At 69.3% G+C, this 19364-nt stretch carries 14 protein-coding genes; 11 read left to right on the forward strand and 3 right to left on the reverse strand.

Annotation, left to right across the window (positions count from 1 at the left end; all coding sequences use genetic code 11):
* Positions 1-73 precede the first annotated feature (73 nt).
* From glgX to E5206_RS07355, 5 genes are all read left to right on the forward strand, one after another.
* Complete coding sequence (gene glgX / locus E5206_RS07335) at positions 74-2515, forward strand: glycogen debranching protein GlgX (protein WP_136321912.1); 2442 nt, start codon at positions 74-76, stop codon at positions 2513-2515.
* The gene (gene treY, locus E5206_RS07340) at positions 2512-4824 is read left to right on the forward strand and encodes a malto-oligosyltrehalose synthase (protein ID WP_136321913.1); all 2313 of its coding nucleotides are present in this window, start codon (positions 2512-2514) and stop codon (positions 4822-4824) included. Before glgX ends, treY begins: the two co-directional genes overlap by 4 nt.
* A gap of 44 nt (positions 4825-4868) precedes the next feature.
* Positions 4869-6659, forward strand: coding sequence for a malto-oligosyltrehalose trehalohydrolase (treZ, locus tag E5206_RS07345; protein ID WP_136321914.1), 1791 nt, complete (start codon positions 4869-4871; stop codon positions 6657-6659).
* 15 nt (positions 6660-6674) lie between these two features.
* The gene (mgrA, locus tag E5206_RS07350; RefSeq protein ID WP_136321915.1) at positions 6675-7721 is read left to right on the forward strand and encodes an L-glyceraldehyde 3-phosphate reductase; all 1047 of its coding nucleotides are present in this window, start codon (positions 6675-6677) and stop codon (positions 7719-7721) included.
* A 165-nt stretch (positions 7722-7886) separates the two neighbouring features.
* Complete coding sequence (locus E5206_RS07355; protein ID WP_136321916.1) at positions 7887-8972, forward strand: inositol-3-phosphate synthase; 1086 nt, start codon at positions 7887-7889, stop codon at positions 8970-8972.
* An 83-nt stretch (positions 8973-9055) separates the two neighbouring features.
* Here E5206_RS07355 and E5206_RS07360 read toward each other — a convergent pair whose 3' ends face one another.
* The 3 genes from E5206_RS07360 to E5206_RS07370 form a co-directional block, all read right to left on the reverse strand.
* The gene (locus E5206_RS07360) at positions 9056-10771 is read right to left on the reverse strand and encodes a formate--tetrahydrofolate ligase (protein ID WP_136321917.1); all 1716 of its coding nucleotides are present in this window, start codon (positions 10769-10771) and stop codon (positions 9056-9058) included.
* A 64-nt stretch (positions 10772-10835) separates the two neighbouring features.
* Positions 10836-12101 (reverse strand): D-inositol-3-phosphate glycosyltransferase, encoded by a 1266-nt coding sequence (gene mshA, locus E5206_RS07365; protein ID WP_136321918.1) that lies wholly within the window; start codon positions 12099-12101, stop codon positions 10836-10838.
* Positions 12102-12303: 202 nt separating this feature from the next.
* Positions 12304-13779: a 6-phospho-beta-glucosidase gene (locus tag E5206_RS07370; RefSeq protein ID WP_136321919.1), complete on the reverse strand. Its 1476-nt coding sequence runs from the start codon at positions 13777-13779 to the stop codon at positions 12304-12306.
* 92 nt (positions 13780-13871) lie between these two features.
* On the opposite strand from E5206_RS07370, the gene E5206_RS07375 reads away from it, so the two are divergent.
* The 6 genes from E5206_RS07375 to tsaD all read left to right on the forward strand — a co-directional run bounded on the left by E5206_RS07375 (position 13872) and on the right by tsaD (position 19359).
* Positions 13872-14963, forward strand: coding sequence for a carbohydrate kinase family protein (locus tag E5206_RS07375; RefSeq protein WP_136321920.1), 1092 nt, complete (start codon positions 13872-13874; stop codon positions 14961-14963).
* Between the two features lie 206 nt (positions 14964-15169).
* Complete coding sequence (gene alr / locus E5206_RS07380; RefSeq protein WP_240690027.1) at positions 15170-16429, forward strand: alanine racemase; 1260 nt, start codon at positions 15170-15172, stop codon at positions 16427-16429.
* Positions 16426-17052 (forward strand): tRNA (adenosine(37)-N6)-threonylcarbamoyltransferase complex ATPase subunit type 1 TsaE, encoded by a 627-nt coding sequence (tsaE, locus tag E5206_RS07385; protein ID WP_136321921.1) that lies wholly within the window; start codon positions 16426-16428, stop codon positions 17050-17052. Before alr ends, tsaE begins: the two co-directional genes overlap by 4 nt.
* On the forward strand, positions 17052-17723 hold the full coding sequence (tsaB, locus tag E5206_RS07390; protein ID WP_136321922.1) for a tRNA (adenosine(37)-N6)-threonylcarbamoyltransferase complex dimerization subunit type 1 TsaB: 672 nt from the start codon (positions 17052-17054) through the stop codon (positions 17721-17723). Before tsaE ends, tsaB begins: the two co-directional genes overlap by 1 nt.
* Positions 17724-17773: 50 nt before the next feature.
* Positions 17774-18241, forward strand: coding sequence for a ribosomal protein S18-alanine N-acetyltransferase (gene rimI / locus E5206_RS07395; protein ID WP_136324012.1), 468 nt, complete (start codon positions 17774-17776; stop codon positions 18239-18241).
* Entirely contained in the window at positions 18238-19359 is a 1122-nt protein-coding gene (gene tsaD / locus E5206_RS07400) for a tRNA (adenosine(37)-N6)-threonylcarbamoyltransferase complex transferase subunit TsaD (protein WP_136321923.1), read from the forward strand. The genes rimI and tsaD overlap by 4 nt, the downstream gene beginning before the upstream one ends.
* Positions 19360-19364 lie beyond the last annotated feature (5 nt).

The following is a 19364-nucleotide window of genomic DNA, read 5'->3' on the forward strand; positions in this document are numbered from 1 at the left end:
CCGCCCAACACGGATAGTAACCTTACTTACCAGTAGGCTGTTAAGGATTGTCTGCAACGCACGAGGAGAACACATGGAAGTCTGGCCCGGAACGGCATACCCGCTGGGAGCCACCTTTGACGGCACTGGTACCAACTTTGCCCTGTTCAGCGAACTCGCCGAGCGTGTGGAGCTCTGTCTCCTGGCCGACGACCTGAGCGAAACCCGGATTGAGCTCACCGAGGTGGACGGCTACGTCTGGCACTGCTACCTGCCGCAGATCCAGCCGGGCCAGAAGTACGGCTACCGGGTCTACGGACCGTACGAGCCGGAAACAGGAAACCGCTTCAACCCCAACAAGCTCCTGCTTGACCCCTACGCCAAGGCAATCCAGGGCGAGATCGACTGGGAACCGGCGCTCTTCTCCTACAACTTCGGCGACCCCACGTCGCGGAACGATGAGGACTCGGCCCCGCACACGATGCACGGTGTGGTCATCAACCCGTTCTTCGACTGGGACGGCGACCGTCTGCTGCGCATCCCGTACCACCAGTCGGTGATCTACGAGGCCCACGTCAAGGGCCTGACCGAGCTGCACCCGGAGATCCCGGAAGAACAGCGCGGCACCTACGCCGGCGTCTCCCACCCCGCCGTGATCGACCACCTCAAGAAACTCGGCGTCACAGCGATCGAACTCATGCCCGTCCACCAGTTCATCAACGACGGCACCCTGGTGGAGAAGGGCCTGAACAACTATTGGGGCTACAACACCATCGGCTTCTTCGCGCCGCAGAACACCTACAGCTCCTCCGGAGACGTCGGGCACCAGGTCCAGGAGTTCAAGGCCATGGTCCGTGAGCTGCACAAGGCCGGCATCGAGGTGATCCTTGACGTGGTCTACAACCACACCGCTGAGGGCAACCACCTCGGCCCCACGCTGTCCTTCAAGGGCATCGACAACCAGGCGTACTACCGTCTGGTCGAAGGTGACCTGAAGCATTACATGGACTACACCGGCACCGGAAACTCGCTGAACGTCCGGCACCCGCACTCCCTGCAGCTGCTCATGGACTCGCTCCGGTACTGGGTGACCGAAATGCACGTCGACGGCTTCCGCTTCGACCTCGCCTCCACCCTCGCCCGCGAGTTCTACGACGTGGACAAGCTGTCCACCTTCTTCGAACTCATCCAGCAGGACCCCATCGTCTCCCAGGTGAAGCTCATCGCCGAGCCGTGGGACGTCGGCCCCGGCGGGTACCAGGTGGGCAATTTCCCGCCGCAGTGGACGGAATGGAACGGCAAGTACCGGGACACGGTCCGCGACTTCTGGCGCGGGGAACCGTCCACCCTGGGCGAATTCGCGTCGCGGCTGACCGGCTCGGCAGACCTGTACGAGAGCTCGGCCCGGCGCCCCGTGGCATCCATCAACTTCGTCACCGCCCACGACGGCTTCACCATGCGCGACCTTGTGTCCTACAACGAGAAGCACAACGAAGCCAACGGCGAAGGCAACAACGACGGCGAATCGCATAACCGTTCCTGGAACTGCGGTGAAGAGGGAGACAGCGACGACGACATCGTGCTGACCCTCCGGGCCCGCCAGCAGCGCAACTTCATTGCCACGCTCCTGCTCTCGCAGGGCGTCCCGATGCTCCTGCACGGCGACGAGCTGGGCCGCACACAGCGGGGCAATAATAACTCCTACTGCCAGGATTCCGAACTGAGCTGGATCCACTGGGACGCCATGGACCAGCCCCTGGTCGAGTTCACCGCGTTCGTCAACAAGCTCCGCCACGACCACCCGACCTTCCGCCGCAGCCGTTTCTTTGACGGCCGCCCGGTGCGCCGGGGCGAGGGCGAGAAACTGCCGGACATTGTCTGGCTGAAGACGGACGGCACCGAAATGCTGCCTGAGGACTGGGGCAGCGGCTTCGGCCGGTCGATCGGCGTCTTTTATAACGGACACGGCATCCAGGAGCAGGACTCCCGGGGGCGCCGGATCACGGATGACAGCTTCCTGCTGGGCTTCAATGCCCATGACGAAAGCGTTGACTTCCTGCTGCCCGCCGATGAGTACTCCCCGTTCTGGGAGCTGCTCGTGGACACCGCGGACCGGGGCGACGCGGAACCGCTCAAGGCCGGCTCCGTTCTGACGCTCGAGGCCAAGTCGCTCGTGGTGCTGCGGGCCTACTCCGGCCCGGAGGTGGAGGTGGATTATTCTGCCGCGGCGTCGGTGGTTGCCATGTCCGAGGCTTCGGAAGACGGCGTTCCCGCAGAGAAGGCTCCCGCAGGGAAGGCTGCTGCAGGCGAGGCCCCTGTCGAAACGGCCCCCGCAGCCGCGGATCCTGTGGCGAGCGATCCTGTGGCGAGCGATCCTGTGGCGGCCGATCCTGTGGCGGCCGAACCTGCGGCGGCCGATCCCGCCAAGGGTGGTCCTGCGAAGGGCGCCGCTGACAAGGGCTCCGGTTCGAAGAAACCGGCGGCGACGAAACCTGCGGCGAGGGGACCGAAGGCCCCTAAGGGATCCGCCTCATGAGGGCGCCGGCCTCAACCTACCGGCTCCAGATCCGGAAAGGCTTCACGCTCCAGGACGCCGCGGAAACCGTGCCGTACCTGAAGTCGCTCGGCGTGGACTGGGTCTACCTCTCGCCAATCCTGACGGCCGAGCGGGGCTCTGACCACGGCTACGACGTCACCGACCCTTCCGCCGTCGACCCAGACCGTGGCGGGGCCGAGGGCCTCGTGGCGGTGTCGCGGGCGGCACGGGAAGCCGGAATGGGGGTGCTGGTTGACATCGTGCCCAACCATGTCGGCGTCGCCACCCCCGCCCAGAACCCGTGGTGGTGGTCGCTGCTCAAGGAAGGCCGGAAATCCCGCTATGCCCAGGCTTTCGACGTCGACTGGGACTTTGGCGCCGGGCGCATCCGGATTCCCGTGCTTGGCGATGATTCGGACCTCGATCAGCTGGGGATCCGGGACGGGGAGCTGCGGTACTACGACCACCGCTTCCCGCTCGCCGACGGCAGCTATAGCGCAGGTGATGACCCCCGCGAGGTCCATGACCGGCAGCACTACGAGCTGATCGGCTGGCGGCGGGCGGACAACGAACTGAACTACCGGCGCTTTTTCGCCGTCAACGCGCTCGCCGGGATACGGGTGGAGGTCCCGGAGGTCTTCGATGAAGCCCACGCCGAGGTCATCCGCTGGTTCCGGGAAGGGCTCGTCGACGGCCTGCGGATCGACCACCCGGACGGACTGGCCGACCCGGAAGGCTACCTGCGCCGGTTGCGGGAGGCCACGGGCGGCAGCTACCTCCTGATCGAGAAGATCCTCGAACCGGGCGAGGCGCTCCCTTCCGGCTTCGCATGCGAGGGGACCACCGGTTACGACGCCCTCGCCGACGTGGACCGGGTCTTCGTCGACGCCGGCGGACAGGCGCCCCTCGATGCGCTCGACGCCGAACTCCGCGGCGGCCTGACGGTGGACTACGAAGAGATGGTCCGGGGCACCAAACGCCGGATCACCGACGGGATCCTGCACTCCGAGATGCTCCGGCTGGCCCGGCTGGTACCCGCCGGTGCCGGCCTCACGGTGGAGGCTGCCGCCGACGTGCTCGCCGAAATCATCGCCGCCTTCCCGGTCTACCGCACCTACCTGCCCGAAGGTGCGGACGTCCTGAAGGAGGCGTGCGAACTCGCCGTCCGCCGCCGGCCCGAACTGGACGACGGCGTCGGAGCGCTGCTCCCGCTGCTGCTCGACGGCTCGGCCGAACTCGGCCGCCGCTTCCAGCAGACCTCCGGTATGGTGATGGCCAAGGGCGTGGAAGACACGGCGTTCTTCCGCTACACCCGCCTCGGCACCCTGACCGAAGTCGGCGCCGATCCGACGGAATTTGCCGTTACACCGGATGAATTCCACACCAGGATGGCACGCCGCCAGGCCCGGCTCCCGCTGTCCATGACCACGCTCAGCACACACGACACGAAACGCAGCGAGGATACCCGGGCACGGATCTCGGCGCTCGCGGAGCTGGCGCCGGAGTGGAAAGCCTCGCTGGGCCGGATCAGGGAACTGGCACCATTGCCCGACGGGCCGCTGGCGAACCTGCTGTGGCAGGCTGTTGCCGGCGTCTGGCCCGCGGACCGGGAACGGCTGCAGGCCTACGCCCGGAAGGCCGCGCGCGAGGCCGGCAGCTCGACGAACTGGACCGACCCGGACGCGGCCTTTGAGGAGACCCTGGCAGCCGCCGTCGACGCAGCCTTCGACAACGCGGCGGTGCGCGCGGAGCTGGATGCCCTGCTGGCCGTGCTGGAACCGTACGGCGCCTCCAACGCGCTGGGCGCCAAGCTGGTGCAGCTGACCATGCCGGGTGTTCCGGACGTCTACCAGGGCACCGAATTCTGGGACCGTTCGCTGACCGACCCGGACAACCGCAGGCCCGTGGACTTCGGTGAGCGACGCCGGGCCCTGGCCGCGCTCGATGCCGGCGACCGGCCGGCGTCGTTCCGGGACGATGCGGCGAAGCTCCTGGTCACCTCGAGGGCGCTGCGCCTGCGCCGGGACCGTCCGGAGCTGTTCGCCGGCTATGCCCCGGTGCCGGCCACCGGTTCCGCCGTGCGGCACCTGCTCGCCTTTGACCGCGGCAGTGGCTCCCCGGGGGCGCTCACCCTCGCGACCCGGCTGCCCCGCGGGCTGGAGCGGCAGGGCGGCTGGCAGGATACGGCCATCCGGCTGGCCGCCGAGATGAAGGATGAACTGACGGGCAACACCTTCGGCCCGGGCACCGTGGAGGTGGGGGAACTCCTCCGGGACTACCCGGTGGCACTGCTGGCGCCTACGGCCTGAACGCATTCACTCACAAGCACCGAACCGGGGAACGGAAAAACGCGATGACCTTGCCTGCAAGCGGAACCCAACGCTTTGACCTTTGGGCGCCGGACGCGGAGGCAGTGACACTGCTCGCCGACGGCCGGCAGTATCCGATGAGCCGTACCGGCAGCGGTATCGACGGGCAGCCCGGCGGCTGGTGGAGCGCCGCCGGCGCCCCCGCCGTCGGCGAGGTGGACTACGGCTACCTCCTGGATGGGGAGACGACGCCGCTGCCGGACCCCCGGTCCCGGCGCCAGCCAGCGGGTGTCCACTCCCTGTCCCGGACCTTCGACGCCGGCCAACACGAGTGGGCGGACGGCCAATGGGCCGGGCGTGAGCTGGCCGGCGCCGTGATCTACGAGCTGCACGTCGGGACCTTCACCCCCGAGGGCACCCTCGATGCCGCCGCCGGCAAGCTGGGCTACCTCGCGGACCTCGGGGTCGACTTTGTCGAACTGCTGCCCGTCAACGGCTTCAACGGCACCCACAACTGGGGCTACGACGGCGTCCTGTGGTACGCCGTCCACGAAGGCTACGGCGGCCCCGCGGCGTACCAGCGCTTCATCGATGCGGCCCACGCCGCGGGCCTGGGTGTCATCCAGGACGTGGTCTACAACCATCTGGGCCCCAGCGGGAACTACCTTTCCCGTTTCGGGCCGTACCTGAAGTCCGGGGAGGGCAACACCTGGGGGGATTCCGTCAACCTGGACGGTCCGGGCTCGGACGAGGTGCGCCGCTACATCCTGGACAATGCCGCCATGTGGCTCCGGGACTACCACGTGGACGGGCTGCGCCTCGATGCGGTGCACGCCTTCAAGGACGAACGGGCGGTGCATCTGCTCGAGGAGTTCGGCGCCCTGGCTGACGCCGTTTTCGCGGAGACCGGGCGTCCCGCCACCATGATCGCCGAATCGGACCTGAATGACCCGCGCCTGCTCTACCCGCGGGACGTCAACGGCTACGGCCTCGCGGGGCAGTGGAGCGATGACTTCCACCACGCCGTCCATGTCAGCGTCAGCGGCGAGACCACCGGCTACTACGAGGATTTCGGCTCCGTCGGCGCGCTGGCGAAGGTCATGGTTGATGGCTTCTTCCACGACGGCAGCTACTCCAGCTTCCGCGGCCGGCACCACGGCCGGCCCATCAACACGGACCTGGTCCACCCGGCCGCCCTCGTGGTCTGCAGCCAGAACCACGACCAGATCGGCAACCGGGCCACCGGAGACCGGCTCTCCCAGACCCTGGGGTACGGGCCGCTGGCACTCGCCGCCGTCGCCACCCTGACGTCGCCGTTCACGCCGATGCTGTTTATGGGCGAGGAGTATGGCGCCACCACACCGTGGCAGTTCTTCACCTCGCACCCGGAACCCGAACTCGGGAAGGCCACCGCGGAGGGCCGGATCCGGGAGTTCGAGCGGATGGGGTGGGACCCCGCCGTCGTGCCCGACCCGCAGGACCCGGAAACCTTCACCCGTTCCAAACTCGACTGGTCCCAAGCCGCCGAAGGGGACCACGCCCGCCTGCTGGAGCTCTACCGGCAGTTGATTGCGCTGCGCCGTTCGACGCCTGAGCTCGCCGGCCTCGGCTTCGAGGACACCGCCGTGGCCTACAGTGCGGCCGACGGCTGGCTGCGCCTGCGCCGCGGCAGCACGGAGGTGGCGATGAACTTCTCCGCCGAACCGCGGCGCATCGTCATTGCCGGTTCCTCGATCGCGCTGGCCACCGACGCCGGCGTGCGCCTCGACAAGGTCCTTGGCGGCGGCGGCCAGCTCGGCCTGCCCGGCCACAGCGCCGCCATCATCTCGAAATAAGACAGGATAGTACGTATGACTTATGTTGCAGCAGAAACCCGTTACGACTCCATGCCCTACCGCCGCGTGGGCCGCAGCGGGCTGAAGCTCCCGGCCATTTCGCTGGGCCTTTGGCACAACTTTGGCGACGACAAGCCTTTCGAAACCCAGCGGGCCATCCTGCGCCGGGCCTTCGACCTCGGCGTCAACCACTTCGACCTCGCCAACAATTACGGCCCGGCGGCCGGCTCGGCCGAGACCAACTTCGGCCGCCACCTGCGCGACGATTTCAGGCCGTACCGGGATGAGCTCATCATTTCGACCAAGGCCGGCTACGACATGTGGCCGGGCCCGTTCGGCGAATGGGGCTCCCGCAAGTACCTGCTCGCGAGCCTGGACCAGTCGCTGAACCGCATGGGCCTGGAGTACGTGGACATCTTCTACAGCCACCGCCCGGACCCGGAGACGCCGATGGAAGAGACCATGGGCGCACTGGATGCGGCCGTCCGCTCCGGCAAGGCCCTGTACGCCGGCATCTCCTCCTACACCCCCGAGCAAACCCTCGAGGCGGCACGGATCCTGCGGGAACTTGGCACGCCACTGCTGATCCACCAGCCCAGCTACTCCATGCTGAACCGCTGGACCGAAAACGGCAGCCCCAACCTCTACGAGGCGCTGGAGCAGGTGGGCGCAGGCTGCATCGCGTTCTCCCCGCTGGCCCAGGGCATGCTCACCGACCGCTACCTGGAGGGCATCCCGGCCGATTCACGCGCCGCCCAGGCGAAGTCTCTGGCCGAATCCACCATCACGGCGGACAGGCTGGACCGGGTGCGCGGGCTCAACGGCATCGCCGAAGGCCGCGGCCAGTCGCTGGCACAGATGGCCATCGCGTGGATCCTCCGCGGCCAGGCCAGGGGATCGTCCGTGAGTTCTGCGCTCGTCGGCGCCTCCAGCGTCAGCCAGCTCGAGGACACACTCTCCGCCATCAACAACCTGGACTTCTCGGCGGAGGAGCTCACGGCCATCGAAGAGTTCGCCGTTGAGTCGGACATCAACCTGTGGGCGCAGAAACAGCCCGGCTGACCGCCTGACGTAACAGAGGACCAGGCGGCGGACGGGAACAACCAGGGACCCGGCGCCGTTGGGTAGAATACTAAGGGCGCCGTATGGCGCCGTGCCCGTCTGCGGCCGTCGCACATCAGAGTGCGTCCCCGACGGGCACGTGAAGTTTGTTCTCAAAGGAGTTCCGTGTCTTCAAATCCGATTCGTGTTGCAATCGTCGGCGTAGGTAACTGTGCCACTTCGCTGGTCCAGGGTGTCCAGTACTACCGGGATGCCGACCCCCAGGCCACGATCCCGGGTCTGATGCACGTGGAGTTTGGCAAATACCACGTCAACGACGTCGAATTTGTTGCCGCGTTCGACGTCGACGCCAAGAAGGTGGGCCTGGACCTGTCCGAAGCCATCCTGGCCAGCGAAAACAACACCATCAAGATCGCCGATGTCCCGCCGACCGGCATCACCGTCCGGCGCGGGCCGACCCTCGACGGGCTCGGCAAGTACTACCTCGAGACCATCGAGCAGTCCACCGAGGAGCCCGTCGACGTCGTCCAGGCGCTCAAGGACGCCAAGGTCGACGTGATGGTCTGCTACCTGCCGGTGGGGTCCCAGGAAGCCGCCGAGTTCTACGCCCAGTGCGCGATCGACGCCGGCGTGGCCTTCGTCAACGCGCTTCCGGTCTTCATCGCCGGGACCAAGGCCTGGGCTGACAAGTTCACCGCCGCCGGGGTGCCGATTGTCGGCGATGACATCAAGAGCCAGATCGGTGCCACCATCACGCACCGCGTCATGGCCAAGCTCTTCGAAGACCGCGGGGTCACGCTGGACCGCACCTACCAGCTGAACGTCGGCGGCAACATGGACTTCAAGAACATGCTGGAGCGCGACCGCCTGGAGTCCAAGAAGATCTCCAAGACGCAGGCCGTCACCTCCAACGTCGAGGCCGACATCGCCCCGCGCGACGTCCACATCGGCCCGTCGGACTACGTCCAGTGGCTCGACGACCGCAAATGGGCGTTCGTGCGCCTCGAGGGCCGCAACTTCGGCGATGCCCCGGTCTCGCTGGAATACAAGCTGGAGGTCTGGGACTCACCCAACTCCGCCGGCGTGATCATCGACGCCATCCGCGCCGCCAAGATCGGCCTGGACCGCGGCATCGGAGGCCCGCTGATCTCGGCGTCGAGCTACTTCATGAAATCCCCGCCGGAGCAGTTCAACGACGACATCGCCCGCGAAAAGGTTGAGGCCTTCATCCGCGGCGACCTCGAGCGCTAACCCCCTTCCTCACCCGCAACGAGGGGTCACTTACGGCCCATAACCACCTTCGGGATGGGCCGTAAGTGACCCCGCGTTGCTTTTTAGAAGAGGCCGACGGCGTTGCCTTCGGCGTCGACGTCCATCTGGAGGGCAGCCGGGACCTTGGGCAGCCCGGGCATGGTCATCACGGCGCCGGTGAGTGCCACGATGAAGCCGGCCCCGGTCTTGGGGATAAGGTCGCGCACATGGATGGTGAAGCCCTTGGGTGCACCGAGCCTGGACGCGTCGTCGCTGAAGGAATACTGGGTCTTCGCCATGCAGACCGGGAAACCCGACCAGCCGTTCTTCTCGATTTCCGCGAGCCGTTTGAGTGCCGGGACGGAGAAATCCACGCCGTCGGCGCCGTAGATCTCCTGCGCGATGGTCCGGATTTTGTCCTCCACCGACAGCTCCAGCGGGTACAAGTGCCGGAAGGTGTGCGGTGCCTCGATGGCCGCGGCCACCTTCGCCGCCAGTTCGTCCCCGCCGTCGCCGCCGCCTCCCCGGCCCCAGACATCGGCCACGGCAGCCGGGACCCCCTCCGTGGCGCACCAGCCCAGCAGCCAGTCCAGCTCGGCCTGGCTGTCGGTGCCGAACCTGTTGACCGCCACCACCGGTGTGATGCCGAACTTCCCGACGTTGCGGATGTGGCGCTGGAGATTCACGACGCCGGCCGCCAGCGCCTCCATGTTGGGCTCCCGGAGCTGGTCCCTGGCCACGCCGCCGTGCATTTTGAGGGCCCGGATGGTGGCCACCAGCACGACGGCGGACGGCGCGACGTCGGCCACCCTCGCCTTGATGTCCATGTACTTTTCGGCACCCAGATCCGCGCCGAAGCCGGCCTCGGTGACCACGATGTCCGCCAGGCTGCGGGCGGTCTGCGTGGCGATGAGGGAGTTGCAGCCATGCGCAATATTGGCGAACGGGCCGCCGTGCACGAGGGCCGGGGTGCCGGCGATGGACTGCACCAGGTTCGGCTTGATGGCATCCATTAGCAGCATGGTCAGGGCACCCTGCACGCCCAGGTCCGCGACCGTGACCGGCTGGCGGTCGTAGGTGTAGCCGAAGGTGATCCGGCCCAGCCTTCCGCGCAGGTCGGCGAGATCCGTGGCGAGGCAGAAGACCGCCATGATCTCGGACGCCACGGTGATGTCGAAGCCGTCCTGCCGCGGGATGCCCTGCGCCGGTCCGCCCAGGCCGATCACCACCTCGCGGAGGGAGCGGTCGTTCATGTCCAGCACGCGCTTGAAGGTCATCCGGCGCGGATCGATGTTCAGCCCGTTGCCCTGGAAGATGTGGTTGTCCACGAGGGCCATCAGGGCGTTGTTCGCTGACGTGACGGCGTGGAAGTCTCCGGTGAAGTGCAGGTTGATCTGGTCCATCGGCAGCACCTGTGAGTAGCCTCCGCCGGTGGCGCCGCCCTTCATGCCGAGGATGGGGCCCAGCGACGGCTCGCGCAGCGCGATCATCACCTTGTGCCCGGCACGGGCCAGGGAATCCGCCAGCCCCACCGTGGTGGTGGACTTTCCTTCGCCCGCGGGGGTGGGGGACATCGCGGACACCAGCACCACCTTGCCTGGGGCACGGGAAGGGCCGCCCGCCCTGGACAGAGCGAGCTTCGCCGGATCGATCTTGGCCTTGTAGCGGCCGTAGGGTTCCAGCGCCTCGGGATTGATGCCGGCGGCGGCAGCAACCTCCTCGATGGGCCTCATCGTGGCCTGCTGCGCGATCTGAAGGTCGCTCAGGACCGCCTTCCTGGCAGGTGTGGTCTCAGACATCGTTGTCCTTCGGCTCGTGGCGTCGGTGGGTCTTCCGGATGGTGTTCCGGCCGGCGGTTCCGGCTCAGGGCGCGTGGCCCACCGGGATGTGCAGGCTCCCAAAGTGCTGTGCCGCGGCGGTGTGGTAGCTCTCCAGGGTGATGGCGGCCGTCCGTTGCCAGCCGAACCCCTGGGCGTGCAGCGAGGCGGCACGGCCCATGTCCTCCCGCGTGGCGGGGTCGTCATAGAGGGCCTCGAGGGCGTCTGCCCAGTCCTCGGGTTTGTGCCCGTCCACCAGCAGCCCGGTCCGTCCGTCGAAGATGGCGCGGGACAGCCCCCCCACCTTGGTGGCGACCACCGGCGTGCCGCAGGCCTGGGCCTCCAGGGCCACGAGCCCGAAGGATTCGCTGTAGGAGGGCATCACGACGACGTCGGCCGAGCGGTACCAGCCGGCCAGCTCCGGCGCGCTGACCGGCGGGTGGTGGGTGGCGACGTCGTCCATCCCGGCGGCGCTGATCAGCGACTTCAGGTCAAAGTCCTTCGCACCGCTGATGGCGCCCAGGACCGTGAGCTGCAGGTCGATGTCCGGGCGGCGGGATCGGAGCAGCGCGGCCGCCTTGATCAGGACCTGCGGGCCTTTGAGCCGCTGGATCCGGCCGGCGAACAGCAGATGGAACCTGCCGGGCGGAACTCCGTGCGCCGCCCGGGAGCGGCCCCGGAAGGCGGGGGTGAAGACGGTCAGGTCCACGCCCGGCGGCGCCACGTCAATGTGGTCTGGGTCGGCGTTGTAGTGGGAGACCAGCTCCGCGGCTTCGGTCCCGGTATTGGCGATCAGCCGGGTGGCGGCGTCGACGATCCGCTGCTCGCCGTCCTCGCGCCGGCGCGGTTCCGGCTGTTCACCGGACTCCAGCAGCAGGTTCTTGACCTTGGCCATGGTGTGCATGGTGTGTACCAGCGGCAGCCCCCAGAGCTGGGACAGTTCGAGCCCGGCCACCCCGGACACCCAGTAGTGCGAATGGATCATGTCGTAACGGCCGTGCGGCTGGAGGTGCCGGATCCGGTCGACCTCGGCGACCATGCTGTGCAGCAGCTCCGGCAGTGCCTCCTTGGGCAGTTTCCGCGGCGGACCTGCCATGACATTGTGGACGCACACTCCCGGGGAGGGATGTTCGACGGCGGCCTGCCCGGCGGCGGTGGACCGCGTGAAGATCTCCACTTCGACGCCGGTCTCCGCGAGGGCCGCGGCCAGTGCCCGGACGTAGACGTTCATGCCGCCGGCGTCGCCCGATCCGGGCTGCTCCATCGGCGAGGTATGCAGGGAGAGGAAGGCGACACGCCGGATCAGCGACATTGTTTCCCCTCCTCTGCGGACTGCATTTCGATAAAACATTACTCCTGTACCGCGGGCGGGCTCCCGCCGGCCGGTGCGGGGCCAACGGCGTCATCATCGAGCCACGGTCATCTTGCCGTGGGTGTGCGCTGGATTTCCCCGGTTTTGCGACCACGACGCCGGGAATCACCGGGCGTTCCGGCCGGCGCGCCGGGCGCGGCCGTCAAACCCGGGGAAACCCGGCGTCGTGCCCCGGAGCGGGGCCGTCCCCGCCACGCCAGAGCAGCGCCAGTTCCGGGAACGCGGCCTCATAGCCGGCGAGCAGCTGCCCGGCGAGGACCTCCGAATCGACCAGGGGATGCCGGGCGAAGGCCGCGAGGGCCGCCTGCCGCCGGCCCTGCCCGGCTGCCTGCCCGGCTGACAGTCCGGCCGCCTGCACGACGAGGCGTTCGACGTCCTTGACCCGCCGCATCAGCGCCAGCTGCGCCGGAGCCGGGCGGTCCTGCGGCAGCGGCACGACGCCGTCGGGGCTCACCCGGCACGGAACCTCGACAACGGCGTCCGCGGGCAGCCCCGGGACCGCGGGGACCAGGCCGGGACCTGCGCCCGGCACCGTGTTGGGGGTATTGAGGATCAGCTCCGCTTCGCCGCCGCCGGACAGGGCCCGCATGGCCGCCAGGGCGACGCGTTCATAGCCGCCGCCGTCCAGGTCGCTCTCGTCCCGGCGCTCGCCCGCCGTCCGAGCCTCGGCCAGATAACCTTCTTCGCGGGACCGGCGCGCAGCCTCCCAAAGCGGATACGCCTCCGGCCCCGCGGCCGCCAGCCGCGGGTACAGCGCCGACTGCTGCCGGTCAATGGACTCGCCGCGGGTCTGGGCGGAGGCCCGGATCCCGGCCACGGCGCGGACGGTGTCGTAGTAGTAATAGAGGTACTCGTTCGGCAGGCAGCCAAGGCCGGCGAGGAATTCCTGGCCAAACAGCCGGCCTTCCTCGAAGCCTGCCAGTGCCGCGGCATCCGCCAACAGCTCCGGCAGAACATCCCGGCCGCCGGACTCCAGCCGGTAGAGCCAGCCCAGGTGGTTGAGCCCGTAGTAGCCCACGCCGTCGAGAATTCCGTCGAGCTTCCCCTGGAGCCTTCCCTCCGGGAGGGCGACGCCGGCGGCCCGCGCCGCCCGGTGCACGAGGCCGCTGGCGGAATCGCAGATGCCGACAACCCTGTGGCCGAGCACGGGGACCAGCGCCTCCGTGACGATGCCCGCCGGATTGGTGAAGTTGAGCAGCCACGCCTCCGGGCACCGGCGCCGCATCTCCGCCGCGAGCTCGAGCATCCGGGGGATCGACCGCAGGGCATAGGAGATTCCGCCGGCGCCGGTGGTCTCCTGGCCGAGGAGCCCCAGGTCCAGGGCGATCCGCTCGTCCGCCGTCCGGCCGGCGGTGCCGCCCGGGCGGATCGCGGCAAACACCATGTCCGTGCCGTCGAGCGCCTCGGCGAGGGAGGTGGTGGCGCGGACCGTGGGGAAGCCAGCGTCCGTGGACTGCCCGGCGAGCGAGGCCAGGACCGCGTCGACGGCGGCCAGCCGGCCGGCGTCGACGTCGTACAGGACGAGCTCCCGGACGAGCCCCGCGAAGGGTCCGGAGGAGAGGGCCCGGTAGACCAGCGGAACCCGGAACCCGCCGCCGCCGGCAATCATGAGCCGCATGCGGACAGTCTATTCGGTGCTGTTCCTTGCCGGTGCCCGGCCGCTGGCACTCCGTCTATCCCCGGGTACGGGGACGGCGTAGTCTGCCATACATGGACGCGAATCCAATGCGGCGCTACGATCCGCTGTCCGCCGTCCGCAGCCCGGCGTCGGAGGGTTTCGACCTGCTCCTGACCGGCACCGTCTTCCAGGACATCATCTTCACCGGGCTGCCGCACCTGCCCCGGGCCGGCACCGAAATCTGGAGCGAGGGGATGGGCAGCTGCCCCGGCGGGGTAGCCAACCAGGCGATTGCCGCGGCCCGGCTGGGGCTGCGGACCGGGCTGGCCGCCGCGTTCGGGGACGACGGCTACGGCGACTTCAACTGGAAGATCCTGGCCGGGCAGGAACACGTTGACCTGTCCCTGTCCCGGCGCGTTCCGGGCTGGCACTCGCCCGTCACGGTGTCCCTCAGCGTCGAGAAGGACCGCTCGATGGTGACGCACGGCCATCCGGCGCCGGTGACCTCGACCGAACTGATCGGATGCCCGCCGCCGGCGCTCGCGGCCATCGCGGAACTCGGCGAGGAAATGGAACCATGGGCCCTGGACGCCGGCAAGGCCGGCGTCCGGTTGTTCGGCGACGTCGGCTGGGACCCCACGGGCGCCTGGTCCGCCGCCCGGCTGGAGAACCTGCAGTATTTCCACGCCTTTATGCCCAACCAGCACGAAGCGATGGCGTTCACCGGCCGCGACAATCCCTGGTCCGCGCTGTATTCGCTCGCGGACAAGGTGCCGGTGGCCGTCGTGACGCTGGGCCCCCAGGGCGCCATGGCCGTCGATTCCGAAACGGGCGAAGAGGAATGGGTGCCCTCCCTGCCGGTCTCGGCCTACGATCCCACCGGCGCCGGGGACTGCTTCGGCGCGGCCTTCATCGTGGGCTGCCTGGCCGGCTGGCCGCTCGGGGACAGGCTCCGTTTCGCCAACCTGTGCGCCGCCCTGGCCGTGCAGGAGGTGGGCGGTTCGCTTGCGGCGCCCGGCTGGGGGGACATCGCCGACTGGTGGCAACGGGCCAACGCCCGGAAGGAGCGGCAGGGCAGCCAGTGGCTGCGCCGCTATCGCTTCCTCGAGGAGATCGTCCGGGATGTGCCGCCGGAGGCGCAGCGGCGCGCGACGGCGACCATCGCGCACCTTTCGGACGCGTAGCCGGCCGGCGTACGGCGCGAGCAGATGGGCATGCCCCGTGCGGTGCTGAGCCCCGGTCCCCTTCACCGTTGCGCATGCCCCGTGCCCGGGCCGGGGCATGGACATAGTCCCGCTGGGCCCGCTCTCTGGCGCGAACAATGGGCATGTCCTCCGGGGGCCGGTGGCCGGAATTATCCGGTGTGCACTGCCGCCCCTAGAATCGATACGTGACTTACCCAGCAGCGACAGGCGACTTCCGCACCGATATGGCGGCCGCAGCGGCCCGCCCCGAGGAGCGTTCGGCAGTAATCGACCTCGAGGCCATCCGGCACAATGTGCGCCGGCTGGCGGCCGTGGCCTCGCCGGCCCAGGTCATGGCAGTGGTCAAGGCCGACGCATACGGGCATGGCGCCGTTCCGGTGGCCCGGGCCGCCCTCGGTGCCGGCGCGGGCTGGCTCGGCGTGGCCCACATTTCCGAGGCGCTGGCCCTGCGCGCGGCCGGGATCGAGGCACCGCTGCTGGCCTGGCTGCACACCCCGGAGAGCAACTTCGCCGCCGCCGTCGCCGCCGGCATCGACATCGGCTGCTCGGGCTGGGAGCTGGACCGGGTGGTGGCAGCGGTCCGTGATCAGGAACGGCCCGCCCGCATCCACCTGAAGGTGGACACCGGCCTGGGCCGCAACGGCGCCACCCTGGCAGCCTGGGACGCCGTCGTCGGCGAGGCCATGGAGTACCAGGACCAGGGCCTGCTGCGGGTGGTGGGCATCTTCTCCCACCTGGCCGTCGCCGACGAGCCCGAGCGTCCGGAAACCGACGAGCAGCTGGCCGTTTTCCGCGAGGCCCTCGCCATCGCCCAGGACGCCGGCGCGGACCCCGAAGTGCGCCACCTCGCCAACACTCCGGCCACCCTGTCCCGCCCCGACACGCACTTTGACCTGGTCCGGGTGGGCCTGGGCATCTATGGGCTGTCCCCCTTCGAAGGGCAGAGCTCCGCGGAGCTGGGGCTGCGCCCGGCCATGACGGTCCGCACGGTCGTGTCACACTGCAAGGACGTGCCCGCCGGCCAGGGCGTCTCCTACGGCCTGAACTACCGCACCGCCGGGGCCAGCACCCTGGGGCTCATCCCGCTGGGCTACGCCGACGGTGTCCCGCGCGTTGCCACCGGCGGCCCGGTCCGGGTGGAGGGCGTGAACTACCCGGTCGTCGGCCGGATCGCGATGGACCAGATGGTGATCGACCTCGGACCGCGCAACGTGACCGCCGGCGGCCCGAGCATCCTCGGGGCCCAAGCCGTGCTGTTCGGGAACGGCGAGGACGGCGGCCCGACGGCGGAGGACTGGGCCCGCGCCGCCGGGACCAACAACTACGAGATCGTCACCCGGATCAGCCCCCGGGTGCCGCGCCGCTACATCAACGAAGTACCCTACCCCCACGACGGGGGCGCCGCCGTGGCCGGAGCATCCGGCAACAACAAGGCCACGCCGTGAGCGCGGCGGCCTGGCAACGGACGCTCGAAGTCCAGACGGCGGAGCACACCCATACCCTCGGGGCGGCCCTCGGCGCCCAGCTGGCGGCGGGGGATCTCGTGATCCTCACCGGCGAACTCGGGGCGGGCAAGACGACGTTCACCCAGGGGCTCGGCGAAGGGATGGGCGTGCGCGCCGGCATCATTTCACCGACCTTCGTGCTGGTCCGCATCCACCCCAACCTGCCCGACGGCCCGCGCCCGGGCGGCCCGGACCTCGTGCACGTGGACGCGTACCGGCTGGAGTCCGCATCCGAAATCGATGACATTGACCTCGAAAACACGATGGACAGCGCCGTCACCGTCGTCGAATGGGGCCGCGACCGGGTGGAACACCTGAGCGAGAGCCGGCTCGAGGTGGACCTGTACCGCGCGCTGGGCGGCACCCCGGCGGCTTCGTCCGGGCACGGCTCGCCGGGACCGGCGGAGGCCGGCGGCGTCCTGGACTTTGACACGGACGACGACGGCGAGCCCCGCACCGTGGTGATCCGCGGCTTCGGTCCGCGCTGGGCACAGCCCCCGGCGCTTCCCGGGCTCCCGATCCTTCCCGGGACCCTTCCCGCCGCCGCGGAAGGGAACTCCTGATGCTGATCCTCGCCATCGACACCTCCGCCGTGGCCAGCGCCGCCCTCGTTTCCGATGGTGCGACGGAGTCCCGGCTGGGCAGCTTCGCCACCGAGGACACCCGCAGCCACGCGGAAGTCCTGGCACCGGGGATCGAGCGGCTCCTGGCCGAGGCCGGCCTGGCCGGCGCCGACGTCGACGCCATCGTCACAGGGGTGGGCCCGGGCCCCTTCACCGGCCTGCGCTCGGGGATCGTCACCGCCCGCACCCTCGCCTTTGTCTGGAATAAACCGCTGTACGGCGTCATGAGCCTGGACGCGATCGCCCTCGACGTGGCCCGGTCAGCCGAGGCGCCGCCGGAGTTCCTGGTGGCGACCGATGCGCGGCGCAAGGAGGTCTACTGGGCCCGGTACACCCTCACCGGCGCCCGGTTGCCGCGGCTCCTCGATGGCCCGCACGTGGGGTTCGCCGCGGACCTCCCCGGGCTGCCGGTCTATGGCGCCGGGGCCGGGATTTACTCCGGGGTGCTCCACGCCGTCCCCGGATTCAGCGACCGGCAGCCGGAGGCCCTCGGGCTGGGCAGGCTGGCGCTCGCCCGGCTCGCGGCAGGAGAACAGCTGCTGGATTCGACCCCGCTGTACCTGCGCGAGTCCGACGCCCAGGTGCCGGGCCCCCGGAAGCGCGCGCTGTGAGCCGCGCGGAAACGCCGTCTACGGCGCCGGGCACGGTGACGCTGCGGGCCATGGATGTCGCGGACATCCCGGCCGTCCACGAGCTGGAGCGCCGGCTGTTCCCGGTAGACGCTTGGCCCCTGCAGATGTTCTTCGATGAGCTGGCACAACGGGAAACCCGCCGCTACCTCGTCGCGGAGCTCGACGGCGGGATCGTGGGCTACGCCGGGCTGATGTGCATCGAGCCGATCGCGGACGTCCAGACCATCGCCGTCGTGCCGGAACAGGAAGGCAAGGGCATCGGCTCGGCCCTGCTCACCGAGCTCATCAGGGAGGCCCGGCGGCGCCATGCCGAGGACGTGCTGCTGGAGGTCAGGGCGGACAACCCGCGTGCCCAGCGGCTCTATCTCCGCTTCGGCTTCGAACAGATCCATGTCCGGCGCCGCTACTACCGCGACGGCGTCGACGCCCTGATCATGCGGCTCCGGCTGAACGCCCCACCACCGTCCGAGCAGCCCAGGGAAGCAGGCCGCCCATGAACCGCACCCAGCACCGTGACCAGCCGCTGGTCCTCGGCATTGAATCCTCCTGCGACGAGACCGGCGTCGGGATTGTCCGCGGAACGGCCCTGCTGACCAACACCGTGTCCTCCTCGATGGACGAACACGTCCGGTTCGGCGGCGTCATCCCCGAGATCGCCTCGCGCGCCCATCTCGACGCCTTCGTGCCCGCCCTCCGGGAGGCGCTGGCGGAGGCCGACGTCAGGCTGGAGGAGCTCGACGCGATCGCGGTCACCTCCGGGCCCGGACTCGCGGGAGCCCTGATGGTGGGCGTCTGCGCGGCGAAGGCCCTCGCCGTCGCGACGGGCAAGCCGCTCTACGCGATCAACCATCTCGTCGCGCACGTCGGCGTCGGGCTGCTCCAAGCCGATGCCGGCGGCCCGCAGACCGTTACCGGCGCGCTGCCGGCTAACGGTTTGCCGGAGAACCTGGGCGCGCTGCTCGTGTCCGGCGGGCACACCGAAATCCTGCGGGTCCGGAGCATCACGGACGACGTCGAACTGCTCGGCTCCACCATCGACGACGCCGCCGGCGAGGCCTACGACAAGGTGGCCCGGCTGCTGGGCCTGGGTTATCCGGGCGGCCCCGCCATCGACAGGCTGGCGCGCAGCGGCAACGCGAAGGCGATCCGCTTCCCGCGCGGGCTCAGCCAGCCGAAGTACATGGGGACCGCGGAGGAACCCGGCCCGCACCGCTACGACTGGTCCTTCAGCGGGCTCAAGACCGCCGTCGCCCGCTGTGTGGAGCAGTTCGAGGCCCGCGGGGAAGTGGTACCCGTGGCGGATATCGCCGCGGCGTTCCAGGAAGCCGTGGTGGATGTGATCACGTCCAAGGCGGTGCTGGCCTGCCGCGAAAACGGCATTACCGAGGTGCTGCTGGGCGGGGGAGTGGCCGCCAACTCGCGGCTGCGGCAGCTCACCCAGCAGCGCTGCAGCGCGGCCGGGATCCGCCTGACCGTCCCGCCGCTGTCCCTGTGCACCGACAACGGCGCCATGGTCGCCGCGCTCGGCGCCCAGCTGGTGATGGCCGGGGTGGCGCCGAGCGGCATCGGCTTTGCCCCGGATTCCTCCATGCCGGTCACCACCGTCTCGGCCTGAAGCGG

This window comes from Arthrobacter sp. PAMC25564 (genome assembly GCF_004798705.1).
Taxonomy (GTDB): domain Bacteria; phylum Actinomycetota; class Actinomycetes; order Actinomycetales; family Micrococcaceae; genus Arthrobacter.